26 protein-coding genes are annotated in these 22,467 nt (G+C 67.6%); 15 read left to right on the top strand and 11 right to left on the bottom strand.

Features of this window, described 5'->3' with window-relative positions; translation table 11 throughout:
* Positions 1 to 121 precede the first annotated feature (121 nt).
* The 3 genes from DWF00_RS17610 to DWF00_RS17600 all read right to left on the bottom strand — a co-directional run bounded on the left by DWF00_RS17610 (position 122) and on the right by DWF00_RS17600 (position 4,173).
* Positions 122 to 745, bottom strand: coding sequence for a trimeric intracellular cation channel family protein (locus DWF00_RS17610; RefSeq protein WP_245974035.1), 624 nt, complete (start codon positions 743 to 745; stop codon positions 122 to 124).
* 3 nt (positions 746 to 748) lie between these two features.
* The gene (gene grpE / locus DWF00_RS17605; RefSeq protein WP_114829021.1) at positions 749 to 1,351 is read right to left on the bottom strand and encodes a nucleotide exchange factor GrpE; all 603 of its coding nucleotides are present in this window, start codon (positions 1,349 to 1,351) and stop codon (positions 749 to 751) included.
* Positions 1,352 to 1,437: 86 nt separating this feature from the next.
* On the bottom strand, positions 1,438 to 4,173 hold the full coding sequence (locus DWF00_RS17600; RefSeq protein ID WP_281270166.1) for a [protein-PII] uridylyltransferase: 2,736 nt from the start codon (positions 4,171 to 4,173) through the stop codon (positions 1,438 to 1,440).
* Positions 4,174 to 4,543: 370 nt separating this feature from the next.
* Between DWF00_RS17600 and DWF00_RS17595 the strand changes: the two genes are divergently transcribed.
* The 4 genes from DWF00_RS17595 (at position 4,544) to DWF00_RS17580 (ending at position 7,817) form a co-directional block, all read left to right on the top strand.
* Positions 4,544 to 5,509, top strand: a complete 966-nt coding sequence (locus DWF00_RS17595) for an aliphatic sulfonate ABC transporter substrate-binding protein (protein ID WP_245974062.1) — start codon at positions 4,544 to 4,546, stop codon at positions 5,507 to 5,509.
* 76 nt (positions 5,510 to 5,585) lie between these two features.
* Positions 5,586 to 6,413, top strand: a complete 828-nt coding sequence (locus DWF00_RS17590; RefSeq protein ID WP_114829019.1) for an ABC transporter permease — start codon at positions 5,586 to 5,588, stop codon at positions 6,411 to 6,413.
* A 13-nt stretch (positions 6,414 to 6,426) separates the two neighbouring features.
* The gene (locus DWF00_RS17585; protein WP_114829018.1) at positions 6,427 to 7,209 is read left to right on the top strand and encodes an ABC transporter ATP-binding protein; all 783 of its coding nucleotides are present in this window, start codon (positions 6,427 to 6,429) and stop codon (positions 7,207 to 7,209) included.
* Positions 7,210 to 7,307: 98 nt separating this feature from the next.
* Positions 7,308 to 7,817 (top strand): OsmC family protein, encoded by a 510-nt coding sequence (locus DWF00_RS17580; protein WP_114829017.1) that lies wholly within the window; start codon positions 7,308 to 7,310, stop codon positions 7,815 to 7,817.
* Here DWF00_RS17580 and DWF00_RS17575 read toward each other — a convergent pair whose 3' ends face one another.
* Entirely contained in the window at positions 7,818 to 8,255 is a 438-nt protein-coding gene (locus DWF00_RS17575) for a hypothetical protein (protein WP_114829016.1), read from the bottom strand.
* Complete coding sequence (locus DWF00_RS17570; RefSeq protein WP_114829015.1) at positions 8,252 to 8,515, bottom strand: type II toxin-antitoxin system prevent-host-death family antitoxin; 264 nt, start codon at positions 8,513 to 8,515, stop codon at positions 8,252 to 8,254. Before DWF00_RS17570 ends, DWF00_RS17575 begins: the two co-directional genes overlap by 4 nt.
* Before the next feature lie 232 nt (positions 8,516 to 8,747).
* Here DWF00_RS17570 and DWF00_RS17565 point away from each other — a divergent pair, with 232 nt between their 5' ends.
* Positions 8,748 to 9,269 carry a hypothetical protein gene (locus tag DWF00_RS17565; RefSeq protein WP_114829014.1) on the top strand — a complete coding sequence of 174 codons (522 nt, stop codon included), beginning with the start codon at positions 8,748 to 8,750 and terminating at the stop codon, positions 9,267 to 9,269.
* Positions 9,270 to 9,286: 17 nt separating this feature from the next.
* On the opposite strand, the gene DWF00_RS17560 is transcribed toward DWF00_RS17565, so the two are convergent.
* The 3 genes from DWF00_RS17560 to DWF00_RS17550 form a co-directional block, all read right to left on the bottom strand.
* The gene (locus tag DWF00_RS17560) at positions 9,287 to 9,589 is read right to left on the bottom strand and encodes a type II toxin-antitoxin system RelE/ParE family toxin (protein ID WP_114829013.1); all 303 of its coding nucleotides are present in this window, start codon (positions 9,587 to 9,589) and stop codon (positions 9,287 to 9,289) included.
* Positions 9,590 to 9,598: 9 nt separating this feature from the next.
* Complete coding sequence (locus tag DWF00_RS17555; RefSeq protein ID WP_114829012.1) at positions 9,599 to 9,871, bottom strand: type II toxin-antitoxin system ParD family antitoxin; 273 nt, start codon at positions 9,869 to 9,871, stop codon at positions 9,599 to 9,601.
* A gap of 69 nt (positions 9,872 to 9,940) precedes the next feature.
* Positions 9,941 to 11,125: a DNA recombination protein RmuC gene (locus tag DWF00_RS17550; protein WP_114829011.1), complete on the bottom strand. Its 1,185-nt coding sequence runs from the start codon at positions 11,123 to 11,125 to the stop codon at positions 9,941 to 9,943.
* Positions 11,126 to 11,243: 118 nt separating this feature from the next.
* Here DWF00_RS17550 and DWF00_RS17545 point away from each other — a divergent pair, with 118 nt between their 5' ends.
* From DWF00_RS17545 to truA, 3 genes are read left to right on the top strand one after another with little or no spacing between them, the layout of a single operon-like run.
* Positions 11,244 to 11,765, top strand: coding sequence for a peptide deformylase (locus tag DWF00_RS17545; RefSeq protein ID WP_114829010.1), 522 nt, complete (start codon positions 11,244 to 11,246; stop codon positions 11,763 to 11,765).
* A 29-nt stretch (positions 11,766 to 11,794) separates the two neighbouring features.
* On the top strand, positions 11,795 to 12,724 hold the full coding sequence (fmt, locus tag DWF00_RS17540; RefSeq protein WP_114829009.1) for a methionyl-tRNA formyltransferase: 930 nt from the start codon (positions 11,795 to 11,797) through the stop codon (positions 12,722 to 12,724).
* A complete protein-coding gene (truA, locus tag DWF00_RS17535) occupies positions 12,724 to 13,461 on the top strand; it encodes a tRNA pseudouridine(38-40) synthase TruA (RefSeq protein ID WP_114829008.1) in 738 nt (245 codons plus the stop codon). Before fmt ends, truA begins: the two co-directional genes overlap by 1 nt.
* A gap of 7 nt (positions 13,462 to 13,468) precedes the next feature.
* Here truA and DWF00_RS29485 read toward each other — a convergent pair whose 3' ends face one another.
* The 3 genes from DWF00_RS29485 to DWF00_RS17520 all read right to left on the bottom strand — a co-directional run bounded on the left by DWF00_RS29485 (position 13,469) and on the right by DWF00_RS17520 (position 15,739).
* Positions 13,469 to 14,053: a hypothetical protein gene (locus tag DWF00_RS29485; protein WP_181832609.1), complete on the bottom strand. Its 585-nt coding sequence runs from the start codon at positions 14,051 to 14,053 to the stop codon at positions 13,469 to 13,471.
* Between the two features lie 61 nt (positions 14,054 to 14,114).
* Positions 14,115 to 15,317 carry a succinyl-diaminopimelate desuccinylase gene (gene dapE / locus DWF00_RS17525; protein WP_114829007.1) on the bottom strand — a complete coding sequence of 401 codons (1,203 nt, stop codon included), beginning with the start codon at positions 15,315 to 15,317 and terminating at the stop codon, positions 14,115 to 14,117.
* Positions 15,314 to 15,739 carry a DUF805 domain-containing protein gene (locus DWF00_RS17520; protein ID WP_114829006.1) on the bottom strand — a complete coding sequence of 142 codons (426 nt, stop codon included), beginning with the start codon at positions 15,737 to 15,739 and terminating at the stop codon, positions 15,314 to 15,316. The genes dapE and DWF00_RS17520 overlap by 4 nt, the downstream gene beginning before the upstream one ends.
* Positions 15,740 to 15,926: 187 nt before the next feature.
* On the opposite strand from DWF00_RS17520, the gene DWF00_RS17515 reads away from it, so the two are divergent.
* The 7 genes from DWF00_RS17515 (at position 15,927) to ptsN (ending at position 22,412) form a co-directional block, all read left to right on the top strand.
* Positions 15,927 to 16,541 (top strand): ribonuclease D, encoded by a 615-nt coding sequence (locus tag DWF00_RS17515; protein ID WP_114829005.1) that lies wholly within the window; start codon positions 15,927 to 15,929, stop codon positions 16,539 to 16,541.
* A gap of 193 nt (positions 16,542 to 16,734) precedes the next feature.
* Positions 16,735 to 17,571 carry an LPS export ABC transporter periplasmic protein LptC gene (lptC, locus tag DWF00_RS17510; RefSeq protein WP_181832608.1) on the top strand — a complete coding sequence of 279 codons (837 nt, stop codon included), beginning with the start codon at positions 16,735 to 16,737 and terminating at the stop codon, positions 17,569 to 17,571.
* Position 17,572: 1 nt separating this feature from the next.
* Entirely contained in the window at positions 17,573 to 18,325 is a 753-nt protein-coding gene (locus DWF00_RS17505) for an LptA/OstA family protein (protein WP_114829003.1), read from the top strand.
* Between the two features lie 151 nt (positions 18,326 to 18,476).
* Positions 18,477 to 19,259 (top strand): LPS export ABC transporter ATP-binding protein, encoded by a 783-nt coding sequence (gene lptB / locus DWF00_RS17500; protein ID WP_425453140.1) that lies wholly within the window; start codon positions 18,477 to 18,479, stop codon positions 19,257 to 19,259.
* Between the two features lie 227 nt (positions 19,260 to 19,486).
* Complete coding sequence (rpoN, locus tag DWF00_RS17495; protein ID WP_114829001.1) at positions 19,487 to 21,016, top strand: RNA polymerase factor sigma-54; 1,530 nt, start codon at positions 19,487 to 19,489, stop codon at positions 21,014 to 21,016.
* A gap of 261 nt (positions 21,017 to 21,277) precedes the next feature.
* Positions 21,278 to 21,865 carry a ribosome hibernation-promoting factor, HPF/YfiA family gene (gene hpf / locus DWF00_RS17490; RefSeq protein WP_114829000.1) on the top strand — a complete coding sequence of 196 codons (588 nt, stop codon included), beginning with the start codon at positions 21,278 to 21,280 and terminating at the stop codon, positions 21,863 to 21,865.
* 85 nt (positions 21,866 to 21,950) lie between these two features.
* Positions 21,951 to 22,412 carry a PTS IIA-like nitrogen regulatory protein PtsN gene (gene ptsN / locus DWF00_RS17485; RefSeq protein WP_114829303.1) on the top strand — a complete coding sequence of 154 codons (462 nt, stop codon included), beginning with the start codon at positions 21,951 to 21,953 and terminating at the stop codon, positions 22,410 to 22,412.
* The last annotated feature ends 55 nt before the right edge of the window (positions 22,413 to 22,467 follow it).

Raw genomic sequence — 22,467 nt, 5'->3', positions numbered from 1 at the left:
GCGCTTTCCGATGACGGGGTCTGCCACCCGCAACATGGGAAACGTCGCGCGACCCCTCATCCGTCAGCGCTTCGCGCTGCCACCTTCTCCCGCAGGGGGAGAAGGGAAGGGGCACGCCTGATCAGCCCTTGTCCACCCCGCCGGGCAGGCTCGGAAACGACCAGCCCCACAGGATGGAGCCCGCGCGCAGGCCGAATCCGGCCGCGATCCCGGCGATCATCACGAGCGTGGCGTTGACGTCGAAATGCGAGAGCAGCGCCGTGACGCCTGCCCCGGCCGTTGCGGCCGTGACGTAGAAATCCCGGCTCCACAGCACCATCGGCCGGTCGCCGGCGAGGATGTCGCGCAGGATGCCGCCGAAACTGGCGGTCACAGCGCCGAAGGCGATGGCCGAGAGGATGGGCACGCCGGCTGCCAGCGCCTTTTGCGTGCCGATGACGGCGAAGAGCGCCATGCCGGCGGCGTCGGCCCAGATCAGCAGCTTGGCTCCGCCCCAGCCTTCGATCATGCCCGGCCGGCAATAGGCGATGGCCCAGGCCAGCAGCGCCACCGCCGAGCAGAGCATGACATCCCAAGGGGCGAGCACCCAGAACACGCCGCGGCCGAGCAGCAGGTCGCGCAAGGTGCCGCCGCCGACGCCGGTGACCGTGGCGAGCAGGATGAAGCCGAACGGGTCCATGCCCTTGCGGGCCGCCACCAGCGCGCCAGTCAGAGCAAAGACGGCGATGCCGGCGGCTTCGAGCACGGCCTATTTGCCTTCGGACGCGCCGTTCGCGGGAGCTTCCGGGGCCTTCGGCGCGCCGGCGGAGACGCCGACCAGCGCCGGCCGCAGCACGCGCTCGCCGATCTTGTAGCCGGACTGCACGACCTTCGAGACCATGCCCTTGGCAACAGCCGGATCGGGGGCCTCGAACATCGCCTGATGCAGGTTCGGATCGAACTTCTCGCCCTGCGGGTCGATGCGGCGCACGCCATGGCGCTCCAGCGTCTTGAGCAGGTCGCGCTCGGTCAGCTCGACGCCCTCGATCAGCGCCTTCAGGGCCGCCTCGCCCTCGCCGCGCGCGGCGTCCGGCACGCTCTCCAGCGCCCGGCGCAGGTTGTCGGCCGAGCCGAGCATGTCGCGCGCGAAGCTCGTCACCGCATAGGCCTTGGCATCGGCGACCTCGCGCTCGGTGCGCCGGCGCAGGTTCTCCATGTCGGCGAGCGTGCGCAGCAGCTTGTCCTTGAAGTCGTCGCGCTCGCTCTCGATATTGGCGATCAGCGCCTCGACCGCCTCGCGCGGGGCCATCTCGTTCGTCGCCTCGGCGTCGACATCCGGGTTCGGTTCGTCCGTCGCAGGGTTCTGCGTCATTGCCTCATCCAATATTTTCAAAGGGCTGGCCGGCGCTTACGTTCCGGCCGCGTTCCTGGCCGATATCGGGCTTATGGCCGGTGAAATCAAGCGCGGGCCGGCGTGCGCGCCTTCGAGGCCTGGGCCTTTTCGTGGTCGAAGGTGAAGACGTCGAGCAGCGCCTTGCGGATCGAGAGCTGCCGCGCGGTGCTGGTTATCTTCGCATTGGTCAGGTCGGTGACGTAGAACACGTCGACCGCTTTCTCGCCGAAGGTCGCGATATGGGCCGAGGCGATGTTGAGGTTGAGCTTCCCGATCGCCGTGGTGAGGTCGTAGAGCAGGCCGGGCCGATCGAGCCCCGTGACCTCCAGCACCGTGTGGCGGGCCGAGAGCACGTTGTCGATGATGACCTCGGGCGCGACCTGGAAGGTCTGGCCGCGCGGCGGCGGGGCGCGGCGCTGCGCCACCAGGTCGGCGATCTTGATCTCGCCCTTGAGCGCGCGCTCGATTGCGGCTGCGATCCGCTCGGCCCGGCGCAACTCGTCGTCGTCGCGCTCGAAGGCGCGCGAGATCGAGATCGTGTCGAGCACGAGACCGTCCGTGGTGGTGAAGATCTGTGCGTCGGCGATGTTGCCGCCGGCCGCCGCGCAGGCGCCGGTGACGATGGCGAGCAGGCGCGGATGGTCCGGCGCCAGGATGGTGAGCTCTGTGATGCCGCGGAACTGGTCGGTCTCGACCATGGTCGCGGTCGTCCGGCCCTCGCTCTCGGCCTGGCGCAGGAAGCGCGCATGCTTCTCCTGCCGCGGCGGATCGACCTTGATCCAGTAGGCGGGATAGTGCCTGGCGAGATAGGCGTCGCGCTCGGCCTCGCCCCAGTCGCCCAGCCGCTCCTTCAGCGCGTCCTGCTTGCGCTCGACCCGGGCCCGGCGCTCGATCGCCGAATGGCCGCCGGCGAGCACGATCTCGGTCTCGTAGTAGAGCGTGCGCAGCAACTGGCCCTTCCAGCCGTTCCAGACGCCCGGGCCGACCGCCTTGATGTCGGCGATGGTCAGGATCAGCAGCAGCTTCAGCCGCTCCAGCGTCTGCACGGTCGCGGCGAAGCTCTCGATCGTCTTTGGGTCGCCGAGGTCGCGGCTCTGCGCCACCGTGGACATGTCGAGGTGGTGCTCGACCAGCCAGGCGGCGGTCTCGGTCTGCGCGTCGGTGAGGCCGAGCCGCGGCCCGAGCTTGCGGGCGATCTTGGCGCCGGCGGTCGAGTGGTCCTCCGGCCGCCCCTTGGCGATGTCGTGCAGGAAGAGCGCGACATAGAGCGCGCGCCGGTTGCTGATCGTCGAGATGATCGAGTTGGCGAGCGGGTGCTCGGTTTCGAGCTGGCCGGCGTCGATCTCGGCGAGCACGCCGATCGAGCGGATCAGGTGCTCGTCCACCGTATAGTGGTGGTACATGTTGAACTGCATCATCGCGACGATGCGGCCGAAATCCGGGATGAAGCGGCCGAGCAGCCCGGATTCGTTCATCCGCCGCAGCACCGGCTCCGGCGAGCGCCGCGCCGTCAGGATCTCGAGGAAGATCTTGTTGGCTTCCGGATCGTTGCGGAGCTGCGTCGAGACCAGCCTGAGCGACTGCGTCACCAGCCGGCTCGTGTCGGGATGGATCGCGAGGTCGTCGCGGCTGGCGATCTCGTAGAGCCGGAGCAGGTTGACCGGATCGCGCTCGAAGGCGTCGTCGTCGAGCACCGCGAGGCGCTGGCTTTGCAGCGTGAAGTCGGGATGGCCGAGCGCGCGCACGCGCTTGCGCTTGGTGAAGCTGCCGATCAGCCGGGTCAGCGTCGCGCGCGGCTTCTGCTGGCGCGCCTCCAGCGCCGCGCAGACGATCGCGGTGAGGTCGCCAACATCCTTGGCGACGAGGAAATAGGCCTTCATGAAGCGCTCGACCGGCGCCTGGCCACTGCGGCCGGCATAGCCGATCGCCGCCGTGACCTGCCGCTGCAGGTCGAAGGAGAGCCGCTCCTCGGCCCGCCCGGTGATGAAGTGCATCCAGCAGCGCACGCGCCAGAGGAACTCCTCCGAGCGCTGGAACATCTGCATTTCCTTGCGGTCGAACAATCCGGCCGCGACGAGGTCCTCGGGATCCTCGACGCGGTAGGCGTATTTGGCGATCCAGAACAGCGTGTTGAGGTCGCGCAGCCCGCCCTTGCCATCTTTCACGTTGGGCTCGACCAGATAGCGCGAGGAGCCGGCCCGCGTGACGCGGGTCTCGCGCTCGGCGAGCTTGGCCTCGGTGAAGACCTGCGCGGTGCCCTCGACCACCTCGGCGCCGAAGCGCCGCTTCATCTCCTCGAAGAGCGGCCGGTCGCCGCTCAGGAACCGCGCCTCCAGCAAGGCGGTGCGGATGGTCATGTCGGCCCGCGCCTCGCGGATGCAGTCGTCGACCGAGCGGACGGAATGGCCGACCTTCAGCTTCAGGTCCCAGAGCGGGTAGAGCATCGCCTCGACCACGCTCTCGCCCCAGGCCGTCTGCTTGTGCGGGAACAGGAAGAGCAGGTCGACGTCGGAGCCCGGCGCCAAGGTGCCGCGGCCATAGCCGCCGACGGCGACGACCGCGATCCGCTCGGATTGCGATGGGTTCACCGCCGGGTAGAAATGCTGGCTCGCCGCGACGTGCAGGCAGGTGACGACGCCGTCCATCGCAGCGGAGAGCTGCCTGGCGCAGGCGATGCCGTTGCGCGTCAGCGTCAGGATTTCCTTGGCCGAGGCATGGCCCTCGTCGAGCGTGCGGCGCAGGCCGGCGACCAGTTCCTGCCGCAGCTCGCCGTTCGAGGCCTTGCCCATTCCCTTCGCCAGCCGGGCGACGGCGCGGGGCGGACTCTCCAGAACTTCGGCAAGCGCGAGATAGGGCTGATCAGCGATGGCGGACACGGTGGCGGCACTCTCGATCCCGGGCAGCGCGAACTCTGCCCATGCCGCTCCTAGCACGCTGATTGGATTCGCAGAAATCGTGATTTTCACGTAGAATATATGTGAAATAACGCATTCAACACGCCGCCGTGGATTGTTTGACATACAGAACGCGTGGACCTAAAAGACGGATACGCGCCGATTTGAGCCAGCAGCTTGCGGGCGCGAAACAAGTGCAGCTAAAGCGGGGGTAAGGGTGGGACGTCTCCACCGATCCCTTCGCGTCACGTTCGAAAAGGGATCGACCATGTCCGCCATCTCCTCTCTCAGCCGCCGCCTCGTCCTCGCCGGCCTTGCGGCGACGACGCTTGCCTTCGGAGCCGCCGCCCAGGCGCCCAAGGAAATCCGCATCGACTACGCCACCTATAATCCGGTCGGCCTCGTGCTGAAGGAGAAGGGCTTCCTCGAGAAGGCTCTTGCCGCTGACGGCATCACGGTGCGCTGGGTGCTCTCCGCCGGCTCGAACAAGGCGCTCGAATTCCTCAATGCCGGCTCGATCGACTTCGGCTCGGCCGCCGGCGCAGCCGCCCTGATCGGCAAGGTCAACGGCAACCCGATCAAGTCGATCTACGTCTTCTCGCGGCCGGAATGGACCGCGCTCGTCACCGGCGCCAAGAGCGAGATCACCAAGGTCTCCGACCTCAAGGGCAAGCGCATCGCCGTCACCCGCGGCACCGACCCGCATATCTTCCTCGTCAGGGCGCTCGCCGACGCCAAGCTGACCGAGAAGGACGTCAAGCTCGTCCTGCTCCAGCATGCCGATGGCCGCCTCGCGCTGGAGCGCGGCGATGTCGACGCCTGGGCCGGGCTCGACCCCCTGATGGCCGCGGCCGAGGTCGAGAGCGGCGCCAAGCTGTTCTACCGCAAGGCGCAGGACAACACCTGGGGCATCCTCAACGTCCGCGAGGCCTTCGCCAACGAGAACCCGCAGCTCGTGCGCAAGGTGATCGCCGCCTATGAGGAGGCGCGCGCCTATGCGCTCGCCAACCCGGCCGAGCTGAAGAAGATCCTGGTCGAGTACACCAAGCTCTCCGAGCCGGTGATCGAGCGCCAGCTCACCCGCACCGATCTGAGCTACTCGACCATCGGCCAGCCGCAGGCCGACACGATTATCGCCGCCGGCCTCGCCCTCAAGGACGCGGGCGTCCTGCCGGCGGATACCGACGTCAAGGCGGTGGTCGACAACCTGCTCGACAAGCGTTTCCCCGCTGCCGGGCACTGAGGATCCAGCATGATCCCGAAAGGCGGTTACCGGTTTTCGGACAAGATCATGCTGCTGAGGATCTGACCGGAGCCTGATGAGCGCGCTTGAGATCGAGACGAGTTCCGAGGCCAAGGAGCGGCCGGCCGCCAGCCGGACGCCTCGGGGTCTGGGCATTGCCGGGCTGCTGCTGCCGATCGCGCTCGCCGCGCTCTGGGAGTTCCTGGTCGGCGCCGGTCTCGCCAATGGCCGTCTGATGCCGCCGCCCAGCGTGGTCGGCAAGACGCTGTGGCGGCTGGCCGTCTCGGGCGACCTCCTGACCCATGCCACCGCCACGCTTTGGCGGGTCGCGGCGGGGTTCGGTCTCGGGGCTGCGGTCGGCACGGTGCTGGGTGCGTTGACGGGGGCTCTGCCCGTGGCGCGCGGCCTGCTCGATCCGACCTTGCAGGCCCTGCGCTCGATCCCCTCGATCGCCTGGGTTCCGCTCTTCATCCTCTGGTTCGGCATCTTCGAGGCCTCGAAGGTCGCGCTGATCGCAGTCGGCGTCTTCTTCCCGGTCTATCTCGGCGTCGCCGCCGCGATCCTGTCGATCGACCGCAAGATCATCGAGGTCGGCCGCGTCTTCAGGCTCAGCCGCTTCGCCATGGTCCGGCGGGTGCTGCTCCCGGCGATCCTGCCGGCCTGGATCGTCGCGCTGCGCTCGGGCCTCGGCCTCGGCTTCATGTTCGTGGTCGCGGCCGAGATCATGGGGGCGAGCGAGGGCCTCGGCTATCTCTTGGTGGACGGCCAGCAGCTCGGCCGTCCCGACACCATCATCGCGGCCATCATCGCCTTTGCCGTGCTCGGCAAGCTGGCTGACGGCCTGCTCATCGCCATCACGCGGCCTTTCCTCGCCTGGCAGGATCTCGGTCGCGACAAGCTCTGAAAGCCGAACGTCGATGCTGAGCTTCGACAGCCTCTCCAAAACCTATGCCGACGGCACGCACGCCCTCTCGGCCATCACCACCAAGGTCGCGCCTGGCGAGATCCTGGCGCTGGTCGGCGGCTCCGGTTGCGGCAAGACCACGCTGCTGCGGCTCGTCGCCGGGCTCGACCAGCCCAGCGCCGGCAAGATCGCGCTCAACGGCGACGTCATCCTGGAGCCGCGCGCCGATGTCGGCGTGATCTTCCAGGAGCCGCGGCTCTTCCCCTGGCTCAGCGTCGCCGAGAACGTCGCCTTCGGCCTGTCGCATCTCAGCGCCTTCGAGCGCGAGGGGCTGGTGACCAATGCTCTCGTGCGCGTCGGTCTCGCCGGCTACGAGAAGCGCTGGCCGCGCGAGCTCTCCGGCGGCCAGCAGCAGCGCGTCGCCATCGCCCGCGCGTTGATCACCAGGCCGAAGCTGCTGCTGATGGACGAGCCCTTCTCGGCGCTCGACGCGACGACGCGCGCGAGCCTGCACGGCCATCTGCTGTCGCTCTGGGAGGAGAGCCGGCCGACCGTCGTCATGGTCACCCATGACGTCGAGGAGGCGGTGACGCTGGCCGACCGCATCATCGTGATGCAGCCGCGCCCCGGCCGCATCTTCGACGAGCTCGACAACCCGCTCGCCCGCCCGCGCGACCGGCTCTCGCCCACCTTCGAGGCCGCCAAGCGCGAGGTCCTGCGCTCGCTCGATCGCTCGCTGCGGGACGAGGAGCCGCAGCAGAGCAAGGCAGCCGAGACGGCGGGGATGTGGTGGTAGTCTTGCGCCCAGCCATGCGCCGGTAGGGCTGGTCTGCCGCAGCGTAGGCGCTTAAGTCACCGGCAGACATCGCCACATCTCCTGCCGAGGTAACAGACATGGACGTCACCGCTCTCCGCGCCCTCCAGGCTCCGCTCAAGGACAAGTACCGCGAGGCGCCCGATGCCGCCGTCATCACGCTGAAGGCTCATGGCGAGCTCGACGACCAGCACATCGCCTGCAAGGTCGAGACCGGCCGCGCCATCGCGCTCGCCGGCCTGCACCCGGCGACGGGCGGCACCGGCGCCGAGCTTTGCTCCGGCGACATGCTGCTGGAGGCGCTGGTCGCCTGCGCCGGCGTGACGCTGAAGGCGGTCGCGACGGCGCTCGAGATCGATCTGAAGAAGGGCACGGTGCGCGCCGAGGGCGATCTCGACTTCCGCGGCACGCTCGGCGTCGCCAAGGACGCGCCCGTCGGCTTCAAGGCGATCCGCCTCTCCTTCGACGTCGAGACCGACGCCCCGCAGGAGAAGCTCGACACGCTTCTCAAGCTGACCGAGCGCTATTGCGTCGTGTTCCAGACCCTGAACGTCAAGCCGGAGCTCTCTGCGGCGTTGAAGGTGGCGTGATCACTCGCTGCGTGGAACGAGCCTGGCCTTCCGCTGCCGGGCTCGCGCGACGAAGCGGTCTCGGATGATCCGGAACAGTCCCGGCGGAAGCGCGCCATAGGCGGCGCTGGCCGGGCCCTGTCCCGGCAGGAAGCGCAGGTCGGGGCCCGGCCAGACGAAGACATTGGCCTCGCTGATGACGATCCAGGAGCGTTCGCCGTCGAGGCCGAGGCGGGCCCTCGTCTGCATCGGAAGTTCGATGGCATCTTCCGCCGCCACGGGCGGAGAATGTGTAACGGGCAGGACATAGACCCGCATCTCGCCGGGTGTATTTTCGATCGCGAGGACGATGGCGCAGGGTCGGTCCTTTAGACCTTCTTCCTGCCCGGCCTGGGCCTCGCGCTGCCAAAGATAGGAATAGCGGATCACGAGACCGGGCGTCGGCTCCGGCCATGTCACCGCTTCCAGCCCTCCAGTTCGCTGTCGAGATGCTCAAGTCCGGCAGGCGGCTCCGACTCGGCGATCAGCTTGAGCTCCTCGTCGCTGAGCTCTTCCGCCAATAGGGCCTTCCGCTCGCGTCGCTTGAGCCGGCTGTATTCGTCGGCCGACATCACGACCAGCCGGTCCCGGCCGTTCTTCGTGATAGTGATCGGCTCGGCAAGGGCGCGGTCTGCCAGGGCTCCGTAGTGCTTGATGAAATCGGCCGTCGAAACGCGCATCGCGCCTCTCCTCATAATTCGAGTTATTCATATAATACGAATTACTCGCATGATGAAGCCGAGCGGCCGATTTCGAGCGGACGCTGGTGCTTTGAGCACGGAAACCTACGTTTCAAGCCATCATGGAACTGTAAAACCGGAGCGTTACGCCTTCTTCGAAGCCGGAGATCGCTTTAGGGATGGCCGGTATTGGCCCGACATTCCCTGAGTCGGGGCAGGGCGGAGAATTGCCATGCCTGTCCTCGTTGCCATCGTCGGCGCGGTGATGTCCGGTATCATGTACTGGTTCATCTATGGCAAGGGCATGGAGACGGTCGACCACTGGCTGAACGACCAGCGCAACGCCAAGCGCCGCCTCGCCGCCCGCGACCAGCTCGAGCGGGCCCCGCTCAAGGCGATGACCGAGAGCCGCGAGGGCGCGGTCGCCCTCATGTTGCTCGTCGCCAAGGATCGCGGCGAGCCGACCGTCGAGCAGATCGAGGCGATCAAGGCCGAGATGCGCGGCGTGCTCGAATTCGGCAGGGATCTCGAAGCCCGGCTCGTCGTCGCCCGGCATGCGGTCGACGCGGTGCCCCTGGCCCAGACCGCGGTCGACGACCTCAAGGACCTGCTGCGCAAGAACCTGTCGAAGGCCGAGCTCAACGAGCTCTTCATCATGCTGCGCAAGATCGCGGCGCTGCATGGCGGCCCGACCGATGGGCAGGACCGGATTATCGCCTATGCCGAGCGGCTGCTGCGCCAGCCGCAGGGCTGAGGCGAAGAGACGAGGCCCTACTCGGGCTCGCGGAACGAGGCCTCGTAGTCCTGCCCGCCATAGAACACGCCCTCGATGAGGACGGTTTCGGCCGTCGCGATGAAGGCGATGTTGACGCGGTGTTCGAAGCCGATGATGCGCAGGCCCGGGATGATGTCGTCGCGCCGCGTGCCTCTGAGCGGGAAGACGTCCAACCGCTGGCAGTAGGCAACGATGCGGCCGACATAGCGGTCGGCGGTCAGTTCGCTTGCCTGATCGGTCAGGTAGGCGTGCAGGTTTTCGATGTGCTGCAGGGCTCTGGGCGTGAAGATGACCTGCATCGGGCGTCGTCAGGCGGAGCGTGAGATGCGGCGCGCCTTGATGTGGTCGAGGACTTCCTCCGCCGGAACGCCCTTCGAGGGGGCGGCAAGGTACTCGGCATGACCGGCCACGACTTCCTCTCGCAGCCACCGTTCGAGCGCGGCGTCCCGCTCGATCAAGGCTCTTATGCCGTCGCGCATGACCTCGCTCACCGATGAGTAGACGCCCGATTTCACCTTGTCCTCGACGATCTCCGCCATCTCATTGGGCAGGGTGATGCTGAATTGCTGCGTCGTTCTCATGCCGTGGCTCCATCCTGCTCCCATCATAGCGCAGAGTAGGATTGAGTACTATTCGCCAGGAGGGGCGCCTCACTCCGCCGCAGCCTTCAGCGGCAGCCCCTTCACGAATGGCAGCGCCGGCTCGCCCTTGGCGTCGTCGAACTCCAGCGCGCCGATCTTCTCGGCGCGGCTCGTCACTTTGCCGGCCGAGGTTTTGATCCCAGCGACATCGTCCTGCGCCTGGCGGAAATGCGTGTCGAGCTTGTCGACGCGGTCGCCGAGGCGGCGCACGTCGTCGAGCAGCTTGCCGACCTCGCTCTGGATCACCTGCGCCTCCTCGCGCATGCGGGCGTCGCGCACCAGCGACTGCATCAGCTGGATCGCCAGCGCCAGCAGCGAGGGCGAGACCACCATGACCCGGGCGCGATGCGCCTTCTGGATCACGTCGTCGAAATGCTCGTGCAGGTCGGCATAGATCGATTCCGAGGGCACGAAGAGCAGGGCCATGTCCTGCGTCTCGCCCGGCAGGAAGTAGCGCTCCGAGATGTCCTTGACGTGCTGGCCGACATCGCCGCGCACCCGGGCCGAGGCCTGCTTCTTCTGTTCCTCGCCGCGCGCCTCGCGCAGCATGGTGAAGCTCTCCAGCGGGAATTTGGCGTCGATGACGAGCCCACGCCCGTCGCCCGGTAAGGTGACGAGGCAGTCCGGCCGCTTGCCGTTGGTGAGCTGCGGCTGGAACGAGAAGAAGGCGGCGGGCAGCCCGTCGCGGATGATCGCCTCCATCCGGCCCTGGCCATAGGCGCCGCGCGCCTGCTTGTTGGAGAGCACGTCCTTGAGCGTCACCACCTCGGAGGTCAGGTCGGTGAGGTTCTTCTGGGCGGCGTCGATGACGGCGAGCCGCTCCTGCAGCTTGCCGAGGCTCTCGCTGGTCTGCTTGACGTTCTGTTCGAGCCCGCTGCCGACCTGCTGGCGCAGGCCGTCCATGCGGTCGGCGACGAGGCGGGCGAGGTCGCCCTGCCTCGTCGAGAGAATCTCGGCCATGCTCTGCATCCGGCCGGTCAGCTCGGACTGCAGGCGGTTCATCTCGGCGACCTTGTCGTCCATCTCGCGCGAGCGTTCGGCGGCAATGCCAGCCTCGATCTCGCGCTTGCGCGAGCCGCGCCAGAGCGAGATCGTGAGGAGGGCGAGCAGGAACAGGCTGATGCCGGCGAAGCCGAGCGCGGCCTCGGCCCAGGTCACGGGCCGCTCGAGCAGGACGAAGGCGATCTCTTTCATGCCGCGACCCTATACGATTCGCACCGAAATGCCGAACGAAAGCGGAACAGTTTGACCGTTTGCGCACAAGCGCTTATGTCCGCCAAATCAGCACGAAAAACCCTGTTCGAGCCCTGTCATGGCGATCCGCCCATTAGTAATCCTGCCTGATGCCGTCCTGCGTCAGGTATCTGCTCCGGTCGAGGCGGTGACGCCCGAGATCAAGGCGCTCGCCGCCGACATGCTGGAGACCATGTACGACGCACCCGGCATCGGCCTGGCCGCGATCCAGATCGGCGTGCCCAAGCGCGTCGTGACGATCGACCTCGCCAAGACCGACGAGGAGGAGAAGACGCCGATCGTCTTCGTCAATCCCGAGATCACCTGGTCCTCGGAGGAGATGAACACGCATGAGGAAGGCTGCCTCTCGATCCCCGAGTATTACGAGGAGGTCGACCGTCCCGCGCGGGTCAAGGTCCGCTATCTCGACCTCGACGGCAAGCAGCAGGAGATCGAGGCCGACGGCCTGCTCGCCACCTGCATCCAGCACGAGATCGACCATCTCAACGGCGTGCTCTTCATCGACCACCTCTCGCGCCTGAAGCGCGAGCGCGTCACCAAGCGCTTCGCCAAGGCGGCGCGGCGCGAGAATGTGGCCTGAATGACGACGGAACGAGAAGCTCCTAACGCATGAGTTTGCGCGTCATCTTCATGGGCACGCCGGATTTCGCCGTGCCCACCCTGACCGAGATCGTCGGCCAGGGTCATGAGGTCGTCAGCTGCTACACCCGCGCCCCGGCCCAGGCCGGCCGCGGTCTCGACCTGAAGCCCTCGCCGGTGCAGCGCGCCGCCGAGCGCTTCGGCATTCCCGTCTTCACGCCGAAGACGCTCAGGAGCGAGGAGGCGGCCGAGACCATCGCCTCCCACGACGCCGATGTCGCGGTCGTCGTCGCCTATGGCATGATCCTGCCCCAGTCCATCCTCGACCTGCCCGAGCTCGGCTGCCTCAACCTGCACGCCTCGCTGCTGCCGCGCTGGCGCGGCGCCGCGCCGATCCAGCGCGCCATCATGGCGGGAGATGCCGAGAGCGGCATCTGCGTGATGAAGATGGAGGCCGGGCTCGATACCGGCCCGGTCGGCATGGTCGAGAAGCTTGCCATCGACTGCGACATGACCGCCGGCGAGCTGCACGATCGCCTCGCCTCGCTCGGCTCCGACCTGATGGTGCGCGCGCTCGCGGCGCTCGGCCGCGGCGGCCTGCGCTTCACGCCGCAGCCGGAGGAGGGCGTCACCTATGCCGCCAAGATCACCAATGCCGAGGCCAAGCTGAACTGGGCCAGGCCGGCGCAGCAGGTCCACGACCTCGTGCGCGGCCTTTCGCCCTTCCCGGGCGCCTTCGCCGAGGTCGATCTCGGCAAGGGGCCGGAGCGGCTCAAGATCTTGCGCACGGCGCTGGCCGGCGGCGCGGCCGAGCCCGGGACCCTGCTCGATGGCGAGGGCACGATCGCCTGCGCCGAGGGCGCGGTGAAGCTGCTCCAGGTCCAGCGCGCCGGCCGGGGGCCGATGAGCGGGCCAGAATTTCTGCGCGGTGCCAGGCTAGAGCCGGGCCATCGGTTCTGATGCCCCGCTACAAGCTCGTCATCGAATATGACGGCACGCCCTTCTCGGGCTGGCAGCGCCAGCTCAACGGGCCGTCGGTGCAGCAGAGCGTCGAGGAGGCGGTCGAGGCCTTTTGCGGCCATGCCGTCCGGCTGCACTGCGCGGGGCGTACCGATGCCGGCGTGCACGCGACGCATCAGGTCGCCCATGTCGATCTCGACAAGGACTGGCGCAGCGACGTCGTGCGCGACGCCAGCAACGCCCGCCTGAAGCGCTTGCCGGTCGCGGTGCTGAGCGCCGAGCCGGTGCCTGAGACCTTCGACGCCCGCATCTCGGCTGTCAGGCGCTATTACGTCTACCGCATCCTCGACCGGCGGGCGCAGCCCGCGCTCGACTTCAACCGCGTCTGGCATGTCTCGGTGAAGCTCGACCACGAGGCGATGGACCGCGCCGCCAAGGCGCTGCTCGGCCACCACGACTTCACGACGTTTCGCGCTGCCGAATGCCAGGCCAACAGCCCGATGCGCACGCTCGACCGGCTCGATGTCCGGCGCGAGGGGCCTGAGATCGTCGTCTACGCCCATGCCCGCTCCTTCCTGCATCATCAGATCCGTTCGATCGTCGGCTGTCTGAAGATGGTCGGCATGGGCCGCTGGCCCGAGAACAAGCTCGGCAAGGTTCTGGCGGCGCGCGACCGCTCGCAATGCGCCGCCTTGGCGCCGCCCTGCGGGCTTTACCTCGCCGGCGTCGACTATTGAGTCTGGATCAAAACCCGACCAACCCGAACAGCCGCACGATCGAGTAATCCGCGATCACGCTTGCCAGCACGATCATCCCGCCGCCGCCGCGGGGGCCGAACGCGGCCTGGGCGACGCAGTAGCGCAGGCGCAGCACGACGGCGGCGAAGGCGAGCGTCTGGACTGCCGCAAGCGTCGGCGGCGCCCAGCCGATCGCGAAGATCGTCGCCGGGACCGCCATCAGGCTGACCGAGACGATGCCGGCCCAGTTCCAGGCGATGACGAAGCTGGTGAAGCGCGGGGTCTGCACGAGCTTCGGGGCAAGCCCGATCAGCATGGCCGGCACGAGCAGGATGGCCAGCGCTTCCGCACCGATCACGCTGGCGACGAGGTGCGGAGAGTCGAACAGGTTTCCGGCATTGGGCAGCCCGTCGACGACACGCTCTGCCGCCAGCAGCGTCACCATCGCCGGCAGCGTCAGGATCAGCGCGGCGAAGGAGCGCCAAAACCCTTGCGGAGTAAGGTCGAGTTCCTTGAGCGCCTCCGCCCCTCGCGTCATCAGACGCCAGGAGCCGCGCAGGGAACGCGTCACGTCATCGGCGGCGAGCCACATGGCTGAAGATCCGTATTAGACTTTCGTCTAACCGGATTAGGCGCCCGATGTTCCCTTGCGGTCAAGCATGCTGCACTGCGGCAAAATAGTCCGCCATCAGCCGGTGCGTGATCTGCTCCAGCGCCAGCAGGTCGGCCACCGCCACGCACTCGTCGACCTGGTGCATGGTCTGGCCGACCACGCCGTATTCGACCACGGGGCAGTAGCTCTTGATGAAGCGGGCATCCGAGGTGCCGCCGGTGGTCGAGAGCGCCGGGCGCTTGCGCGTCACGGCCTCGACCGCGTCGCTCACCATGGTCACGAACGGGCCGGGCCTGGTCAGGAAGGCGACGGCGTTGGTCGGCTGGAAGCTGATCTCGTAGCGCACCGTGTTGCCGGCGGCCTCGTGCAGGCGGCGCTCGATCTCGGCGGCGAGTGTCTCCGGCGTCCAGATGTCGTTGAAGCGGATGTTGAACACGGCCTGCGCCTGCGCCGGGATGACGTTGGTCGCGGGGTTGCCGACGTCGAGCGTGGTTACTTCGAGATTGCTGGCGTCGAAATGCTCGGTGCCGGCATCGAGCGGCGTGGCATCAAGTGCGGCCAGCAGCCTGACCATGCCGCGGATCGGGTTGTCGGCGAGATGCGGATAGCCGACATGGCCTTGCTTGCCGTTGACGGTGAGCTTGCCGGTGAGCGAGCCGCGCCGGCCGATCTTGATCATGTCGCTCATCGCCGCGGGGTTGGTCGGCTCGCCGAGCAGGCAATGGTCGAAGCGCTCGCCGCGCTCATGCGCCCAGTGCAGCAGCTTGACGGTGCCGTTGACCGCCGGCCCCTCCTCGTCGCCGGTGACGAGGAAGGCGATCGAGCCGGGCGCCTCGGGGTTTTCGCGTCGGAAGCGCAGGGCGGCGGAGATCATCGCCGCGAGCCCGCCCTTCATGTCGCAGGCGCCGCGGCCGTAGAGGACGCCGTCCGCGATCTCGCCGCTGAACGGATCGCGCGTCCAGCGCGCCACGTCGCCGGGTGGGACCACGTCGGTATGGCCGGCGATCACCAGCACCGGACCGTCCGTGCCGATGCGGGCATAGAGGTTCTCGATCGGCGGCATGCCGGGCTCGGAGAAGACCGGGCGATGGACGGCATAGCCCTCAGTGCTGAGCACTGCATCGAGCAGCGCGAGCGCGCCGCCCTCGGCCGGCGTCACCGAGGGGCAGCGGATCAGCGCCTGGGTCAGGGCGACGGGGTCGAACGGGTCGAAGGCGAGGGGAGGGAGCGTCGGCTGGGTCATTGCGCCGGTTTAGCACCGGCCTCCGCCTCTGCAACCGGCTTGCGCGCATCCCCGGCCGGCAGCAGGCCGAGATCGATCAGCGCCGTCAGCCAGAGCGTCAACGAGAGCGTGTCGAGCAGCCGGCCCGCACCGGCATCGGCGAAGCGCGAGGCGAGGCCGAGCAGCACGATCGCGACGACGAGCACCGCGCCGTAGAGCGGCGGCCGGCCACGCTCGCTCGCGCGCTTGGCTGCCAGGGCCGCCCAGGGGAAGAGCGCGAAGGTGCCGGCGAAGGTGACGATCTGCGTGGCGTAGTCCGGGTCGAGATGCGCTGCGGCCCGTTCGACGCCGAGCAGGGCGAGCGCGACGAGGGCGGTGCCGCCCCAGAAGGCGATGCGGCCAATGCGGCCTTCGAAGCTTGTCAGCAGGTGGATCAGCGGCACGAAGGCGGTTCCGGTTGCGCCGCTCTTGTCGCATGCCGGCGGGCGCGATCGAAGCTTATGGTGAAGAAAGGGTTAACGCCAGCAGCGACGCTCCGCCCCTTTCGCGACAGAAAAGGCTTGAACCCCATCCGGTCGCCCGCTAGCTGCGGACGAGCCGGCTTGATCTCGGCCCAGAAAGGCTTTCGACATGACCATCCGTCTGCATCGCGGCGACCTGCCCGACGATTTCCGGGCCGCTCCGATCGTCGCGATCGACACCGAGACGCTCGGCCTCAACCCGCATCGCGACCGGCTCTGCGTCGTGCAGCTCTCGAATGGCGACGGCTCGGCCGAGGTCGTGCAGATCCTGCGCGACGGTCCCGCGCCGGCCAACCTGATCCGCCTGCTCGCCGATCCTGCGGTTCTGAAGCTGTTTCATTTCGCCCGTTTCGACGTAGCCGTGTTGCGCAATGCCTTCGGCGTCGTCACCAGCCCGGTCTATTGCACCAAGATCGCCTCCAAGCTGGTGCGCACCTATACCGACCGGCACGGGCTGAAGGATCTCGTACGCGAGTTGCTCGGCGTCGAGCTCTCGAAGCAGCAGCAATCCTCCGATTGGGCGGCCGAGACGCTTTCCGATGCTCAGTTGAGCTACGCCGCCTCCGACGTGCTGCATCTCCACGCGCTGCATGCGAAGCTGGAGGCGATGCTGGCGCGCGAGAACCGCACGCATCTGGCCAAGGCCTGCTTCGAGTTCCTGCCGTTCCGCGCCGAACTCGACCTTGCCGGTTGGCCGGAGACGGATATCTTCGCTCATACTTGACAAATTCTAAGTATTCTTGCGTCAGTCCTTCTACCTGCGGATGCGAGGGGCTGTAAGAGCGTCCGTTGGTCATGGATTCCTTGTGAAATTGCGCCTGGTGGCTGGCTTATGGCCCCCCGGAAGCGGATGACCATTGGGTTCCGACACGAAAAAGCCGTTAGCGACTGCCATTGCGCGGGGCATGACTGTGGCGATGACATCGGGCGATTGGGTCGCCCCTGAATCCAGGCGTGCGACCCGCAGCCGTGCAGCTTTCAAGGCCGCGCGGCGGCACACCTTTCTCGTGCGCTTTCTCCGGAAAGCCATTCCCGTCGGCTCGGTCGTGGCCGTCGTCGGCCTGATCGTGACGCCGTTCCTGCACCCGCTGCAGGGCGTCAGCGGCTTGTCGATCGGTTCGGTCGGCATCGTCGGCGGCAAGGTCAAGATGGAGGCGCCGCGCCTCACCGGCTATCGCAAGGATAATCGCCCCTACGAGGTCACGGCCGTGTCGGCGCTGCAGGATATCCGCAACCCGACGCAGATCGAGCTGCAGACCATGACCGCCCGCATCCAGATGGAGCAGGAGGGCTGGGTCACGGTCAACGCCCGCACCGGCCAGTTCGACTCGCAGAACGAGAAGCTGAAGCTGATCGACGACGTCAAGGTGCACACCGAATCCGGCTACGACATGCGGATGCGCACGGCGGACATCAACTTCAAGGCCGGCACCGTCAATTCGCGGGAGCCGGTCAAGGTCAACATGGGCCAGACGACGGTCGATGCCGATACGCTCGACGTGAAGAACAATGGCGAGCTGATCACGTTCGAGGGCCGCGTCCACGTCGTGATCGAGAACGCTCCCGCCCGCGCGCTCGCCGGGCCGGAGCGCGAAGGCAGCACGCCACAGCCCGAATTGCTGCGCTCCGGGGTTGCGCCAGCCGCCGCCGCAGAGCAAACGGAATCGACCAAGGCCTCCGAAATTGGCAAGGCCTCCGAAATTGGCAAGACCCCTGAACCTGGCAAGACCCCCGAAACTGGAACGAGACGGTGACATGACCCCCGCCATCGAGCCCCTTTCCGTCAAGACCGCGCTCCTGTCCGGCCGCAGGCCGGCAGCCTTGCTGCTCGCCGGGTTCGCGCTTGCCGCGGTCGCCTATGAGGCGGCGCAGGCGCAGCAGCCCCGCCCCGCCACCGCCCAGGCCGCGCCTCAGCAGCGCAGCCGCAGCAGCGGCTCGAACTCGGCGCTCGGCGGCCTCGGCGGCGACAGCAAGGAGCCGATCAAGATCGACGCCGACAAGCTCGACGTGCTCGACAAGGACAACAAGGCGGTCTTCGCCGGCAATGTCGTCGCCGTGCAGGGCGACACCACCGTGCGCTGCTCGATCATGACCGTGTTCTACGAGGGTCGCGGCGGCCCCGGCGGTCGTGGCGGGCCTGCAGCCGCGGCGCCCGCAGCGACGCCTGCTCCTGCTCCCGCTGTCCCCGGCCAGTCGAACGACAGCAGCATCAAGAAGATCGAGTGCGCCGGCCCGGTCACGGTCGTCTCGAAGACGCAGGCCGCGACCTCCGACAACGCCGTGTTCGACCGCGCCAACAATCAGGTCATCATGACCGGCAACGTCGCGTTGAACGACGGCCCCAACATCACCCGCGGCGACAAGCTGGTCTACAATACGCAGACCGGCATCGCCAATGTCGAGAACAAGAAGGCCGGCGGGCGTGTGCAGGGCTTCTTCGTGCCGAACTCGACCGAGGCGGCGAAGCCCGGCGCGCCGGCGGCCCCGGCCCGCGCGCCGACCAACTGAACGATCCAATCGAAGGCCGGCGATAGCCGGCCGACAGGCCCGTCCCTCACATCAGCCGGCAGCTTCCTCCTTGACCGCTTCCTACCCGTCGCAGCCCGAAACCGAGACCCTGCCCATCCAGGCCACCGCCAGGCGGGGGCTTTTCGGCCGGTTGTTCGGCGGGCGGGCGCGTGAGGACGAGGCCGCGGGTCCGGCGAGCCGCGTCGGTGGCCCCGGCATCCTGGCCGTCAGCGGCCTGCGCAAGAGCTATGGCGGCCGCAACGTCGTCAGCGAGGCCAGCCTCTCCGTGCGCCAGGGCGAGGCGGTCGGCCTGCTCGGCCCCAACGGCGCCGGCAAGACCACGATCTTCTACATGATCACCGGGCTGGTCGCGGCCGATCTCGGCGTGATCTCGCTCGAAGGCCACGACATCACCGGCCTGCCGATGTACCAGCGCGCCCGGCTCGGCATCGGCTACCTGCCGCAGGAGGCCTCGATCTTCCGCGGCCTGAGCGTCGAGGACAACATCCGCTCGGTGCTCGAAGTGGTCGAGCCCAACCGCAAGAGCCGCGAGCGCCAGCTCGACACGCTGCTCGAGGAGTTCAACATCGCCCGCCTGCGCAAGGCGCCCTCGATCGCGCTCTCTGGCGGCGAGCGCCGGCGCTGCGAGATCGCGCGCGCTTTGGCAGGCCGCCCCTCCTTCATCCTGCTCGATGAGCCCTTCGCCGGCATCGACCCGATCGCGGTCGGCGACATCCAGGCGCTCGTCAGGCAATTGACCGATCGCGGCATCGGCGTGCTGATCACCGACCACAATGTCCGCGAGACGCTCGGCCTCGTCGACCGCGCCTATATCATCCACTCCGGACGGGTGCTGACCGAGGGCTCGCCGGCCGAGATCATCGCCAATCCCGATGTCCGCCGGGTCTATCTCGGTGAGGATTTCCGGCTCTAGCCCGCCGCTCCCCGACAATTCCCTCTGTTCGCACGCTCGAAAGAGCGTCGCGGCGCAGTTTTGTTGCGTCAGCGAGGGTGCGGCGCGACATTATGCTGCACCGCATTAACTTCTTCGCTAAAACTTGTCGGAAGGGCTTTGACGCGTCAGATCGCTAACGCTACGTTCCTCAGCTAAGGCAAGAAGCGTGCCGAAATCGTGGGGATCAGAGTGGGGTCTTTAGCGTAATGGCGATGATGCCGCGCATGGAGCTGCGCCAGGGCCAGTCCCTGGTGATGACGCCGCAGCTATTGCAGGCCATCAAGCTGCTTCAGCTCTCCCATCTCGAATTGCAGAACTTCGTCGAGGGCGAACTGGAGCGGAACCCGCTGCTGGAGCGCGACGACGCCGCCGATGTTCCGCCCCACGCCAATGGCGGCGACGGCCCGCTCGCCGCCGACGCCGACAGCTTCGCCCGCGCCGAAAGCCTGAACAGCCAGGACGGCATGGAGACCAGGCTCGGCACCGCGCTCGACAACGTCTTCCAGGGCGAGCAGCCGACCGTGGCGCGGCTCGACACCCATGGCGCCGACAGCCTGCCGGTCATCGGCGGCGCCTATGGCGGCTCGGGCGGCTCCTTCGAGGAGGGGCCCGAGGGCTTCGAATCGAGCCTGACGGCCGAGGCCTCGCTGCATGACCATCTCGGGGCCCAGCTCGACCTTGCCATCACCGATCTGGCCGAGCGCATCATCGGCCAGCACCTCATCGATGCGGTCGACGATTCCGGCTATCTCGGCGAGCCGGTGGGCGAGATCGCCGAGCGGCTCGGCATCACCTCCGCCCGGGTCGAGCGTGTGCTTGCCGTCATCCAGGGCTTCGACCCCTCGGGCGTGGCGGCGCGCGACGTCTGCGAGTGCCTGTCGATCCAGCTGCGCGACCGCAACCGCTTCGACCCGGCCATGCAGGCGCTGGTCTCCAACCTCCACCTCGTCGCCAAGCGCGACTTCGCCGCCCTCAAGCGCATCTGCGGCGTCGACGACGAGGACATTGCCGACATGGTCGCCGAGATCCGGCGGCTCGACCCCAAGCCCGGCCGCGCCTTCGGCGGCTCGACGGCCGAGACCGTGGTGCCGGACGTCTTCATCCGCGCAGCGCCGGACGGCTCCTGGCTGGTGGACCTCAACCCCGACACCTTGCCGCGCGTGCTGATCAACCAGACCTACCATGCCCGCGTCTCCAGGGCGGCCCGCAACGACGTGGAGAAGGCCTTCATCGCCGAATGCCTGCAGACGGCGAACTGGCTGACCCGCTCCCTGGAGCAGCGCGCCCGCACCATCCTGAAGGTCGCCAGCGAGATCGTGCGCCAGCAGGACGGCTTCTTCGCCCATGGCGTCGAGCACCTGCGCCCGCTCAACCTGAAGACCGTGGCTGATGCGATCGGTATGCATGAATCGACCGTCTCGCGCGTGACCTCGAACAAATACCTGACCTGCTCGCGCGGCGTCTTCGAGATGAAGTACTTCTTCTCGGCAGCGATCGCCGCGACCGGCTATGGCGAGGCGCATTCGGCCGAGGCTGTGCGCTTCCGCATCAAGCAGATGATCGACGACGAGAAGCCGGCCGAGGTGCTCTCGGACGACGCGATCGTCTCCAAGCTCAAGGATGGCGGCATCGACATCGCCCGGCGCACCGTCGCGAAGTACCGCGAATCGCTGCGCATTCCCTCCTCGATGGAGCGCCGCCGCGAGAAGGTGGCGATGGCGGCCGGCGGGCGCTGAGGCTTTACCCCCGGTGCCTCCGCGAGGAGGAGGCCTTTTCGGCGGAACAGATTGCCCTCGCCGGGCGTCTGGAAGATGGGGGCGCTGGCGCGCGGGCTCGTCGCTTCGACCTGCAATCTTCCGTCCCATCAGGAGTAGCTTCGGCGAATCCTGATCCGCCTGCGGCATCCCGCGCCGCGCATTGACAAGGCCGAGTCCCCGTCCTTACCTCCCTAGGATGGCCGGCTACAGGTCATGGCTACGATAATGGGGAAGCACTCAATGAGCTTGCGTATCTCCGGCAAGAATCTCGATGTCGGCGAAGCCCTGCGGGGACAAGCCGAAGCCCGCGTCGCAGCGGCGCTCAGCAAATATTACGAGGGTGGCTATCAGGGCCACGTCACCGTCGACAAGGACGGCTCGGCCTTCCGCACCGACGGCGTGCTCCACCTCTCCTCCGGAATCACGCTGGAAGCCTCGGCGATCGCGCATGATCCCTATGCCAGCCTCGACAAGATGGCCGAGCGCATCGAGAAGCGGCTGCGCCGCTACAAGCGCCGGCTGAAGGACCGCTCGGGGACAGCCAATGGGCGCGAGGCGGTGATGGAAATCCCCAGCTATGTGATCGCCGCGCCCGATGACGATATCGAGGAGCACGAGCTGGCAAATGCCGGCGACCACCCGGTCATCGTGGCGGAATCGACCAAATCCCTGCATGAAATGACCGTCGGCGACGCGGTTGCGGAGCTGGACATGACCGGCGCCCCCGTCGTGATCTTCCGTCACGCTGGCAATGGCCGGATGAACGTCGTATACCGCCGCCGCGATGGCAACATCGGCTGGATCGATCCGCCGGCCTCGCTGTCTTGAGCCCCGGCCGGCGATAGCCCCGGTTATCACTCCTGACCCGAGGCTGGGGCAATAGCTCCGGCACGGGACATGCATGGACTGGCGCATGACGCTCACCGACCTTCTCACGCCCGCCGCGGTGATCTCGCCGCTGCGGGCCAATGGCAAAAAGCAGGCGCTGCAGGAGCTGGCCCAGCACGCCGCCCTGCTGACCGGTTTGCCCGAGCGCGAACTCTTCGAGGCCCTGCTGCAGCGCGAGCGCCTGGGCTCGACCGGCATCGGCGACGGCATCGCCATCCCGCATGGCCGCATGCCGGGCATAGAACGGCTGGTCGGCCTCTTCGCCCGGGCGGAGAAGCCGATCGATTTCGAGGCGCTCGACGGCCAGCCCGTCGACATCATCTTCGTGCTGATCGCCCCTGAGGGCGCTGGCGCTGACCATCTCAAGGCGCTCGCCCGCGTCGCCCGCGTGCTGCGCAACCAGACGGTGCTCGAGCAGGTGCGCCACGCCTATGATCCCGCCGCGATCTACGCGATCCTGGCCGAGTCGGCCGCCAAGGCGGCCTGAGGCTGGAAGCATTCCAAGGCTGCACTTGGAGCACGCGCGCTGAGGCGCTAAGACG

This window comes from Allobosea caraganae, from assembly GCF_003351345.1.
In the GTDB taxonomy this organism is placed as follows: domain Bacteria; phylum Pseudomonadota; class Alphaproteobacteria; order Rhizobiales; family Beijerinckiaceae; genus Allobosea; species Allobosea caraganae.
Note: the sequence above shows the minus strand (reverse complement) of the source record. Positions and strands in the feature narration are given on the sequence as shown.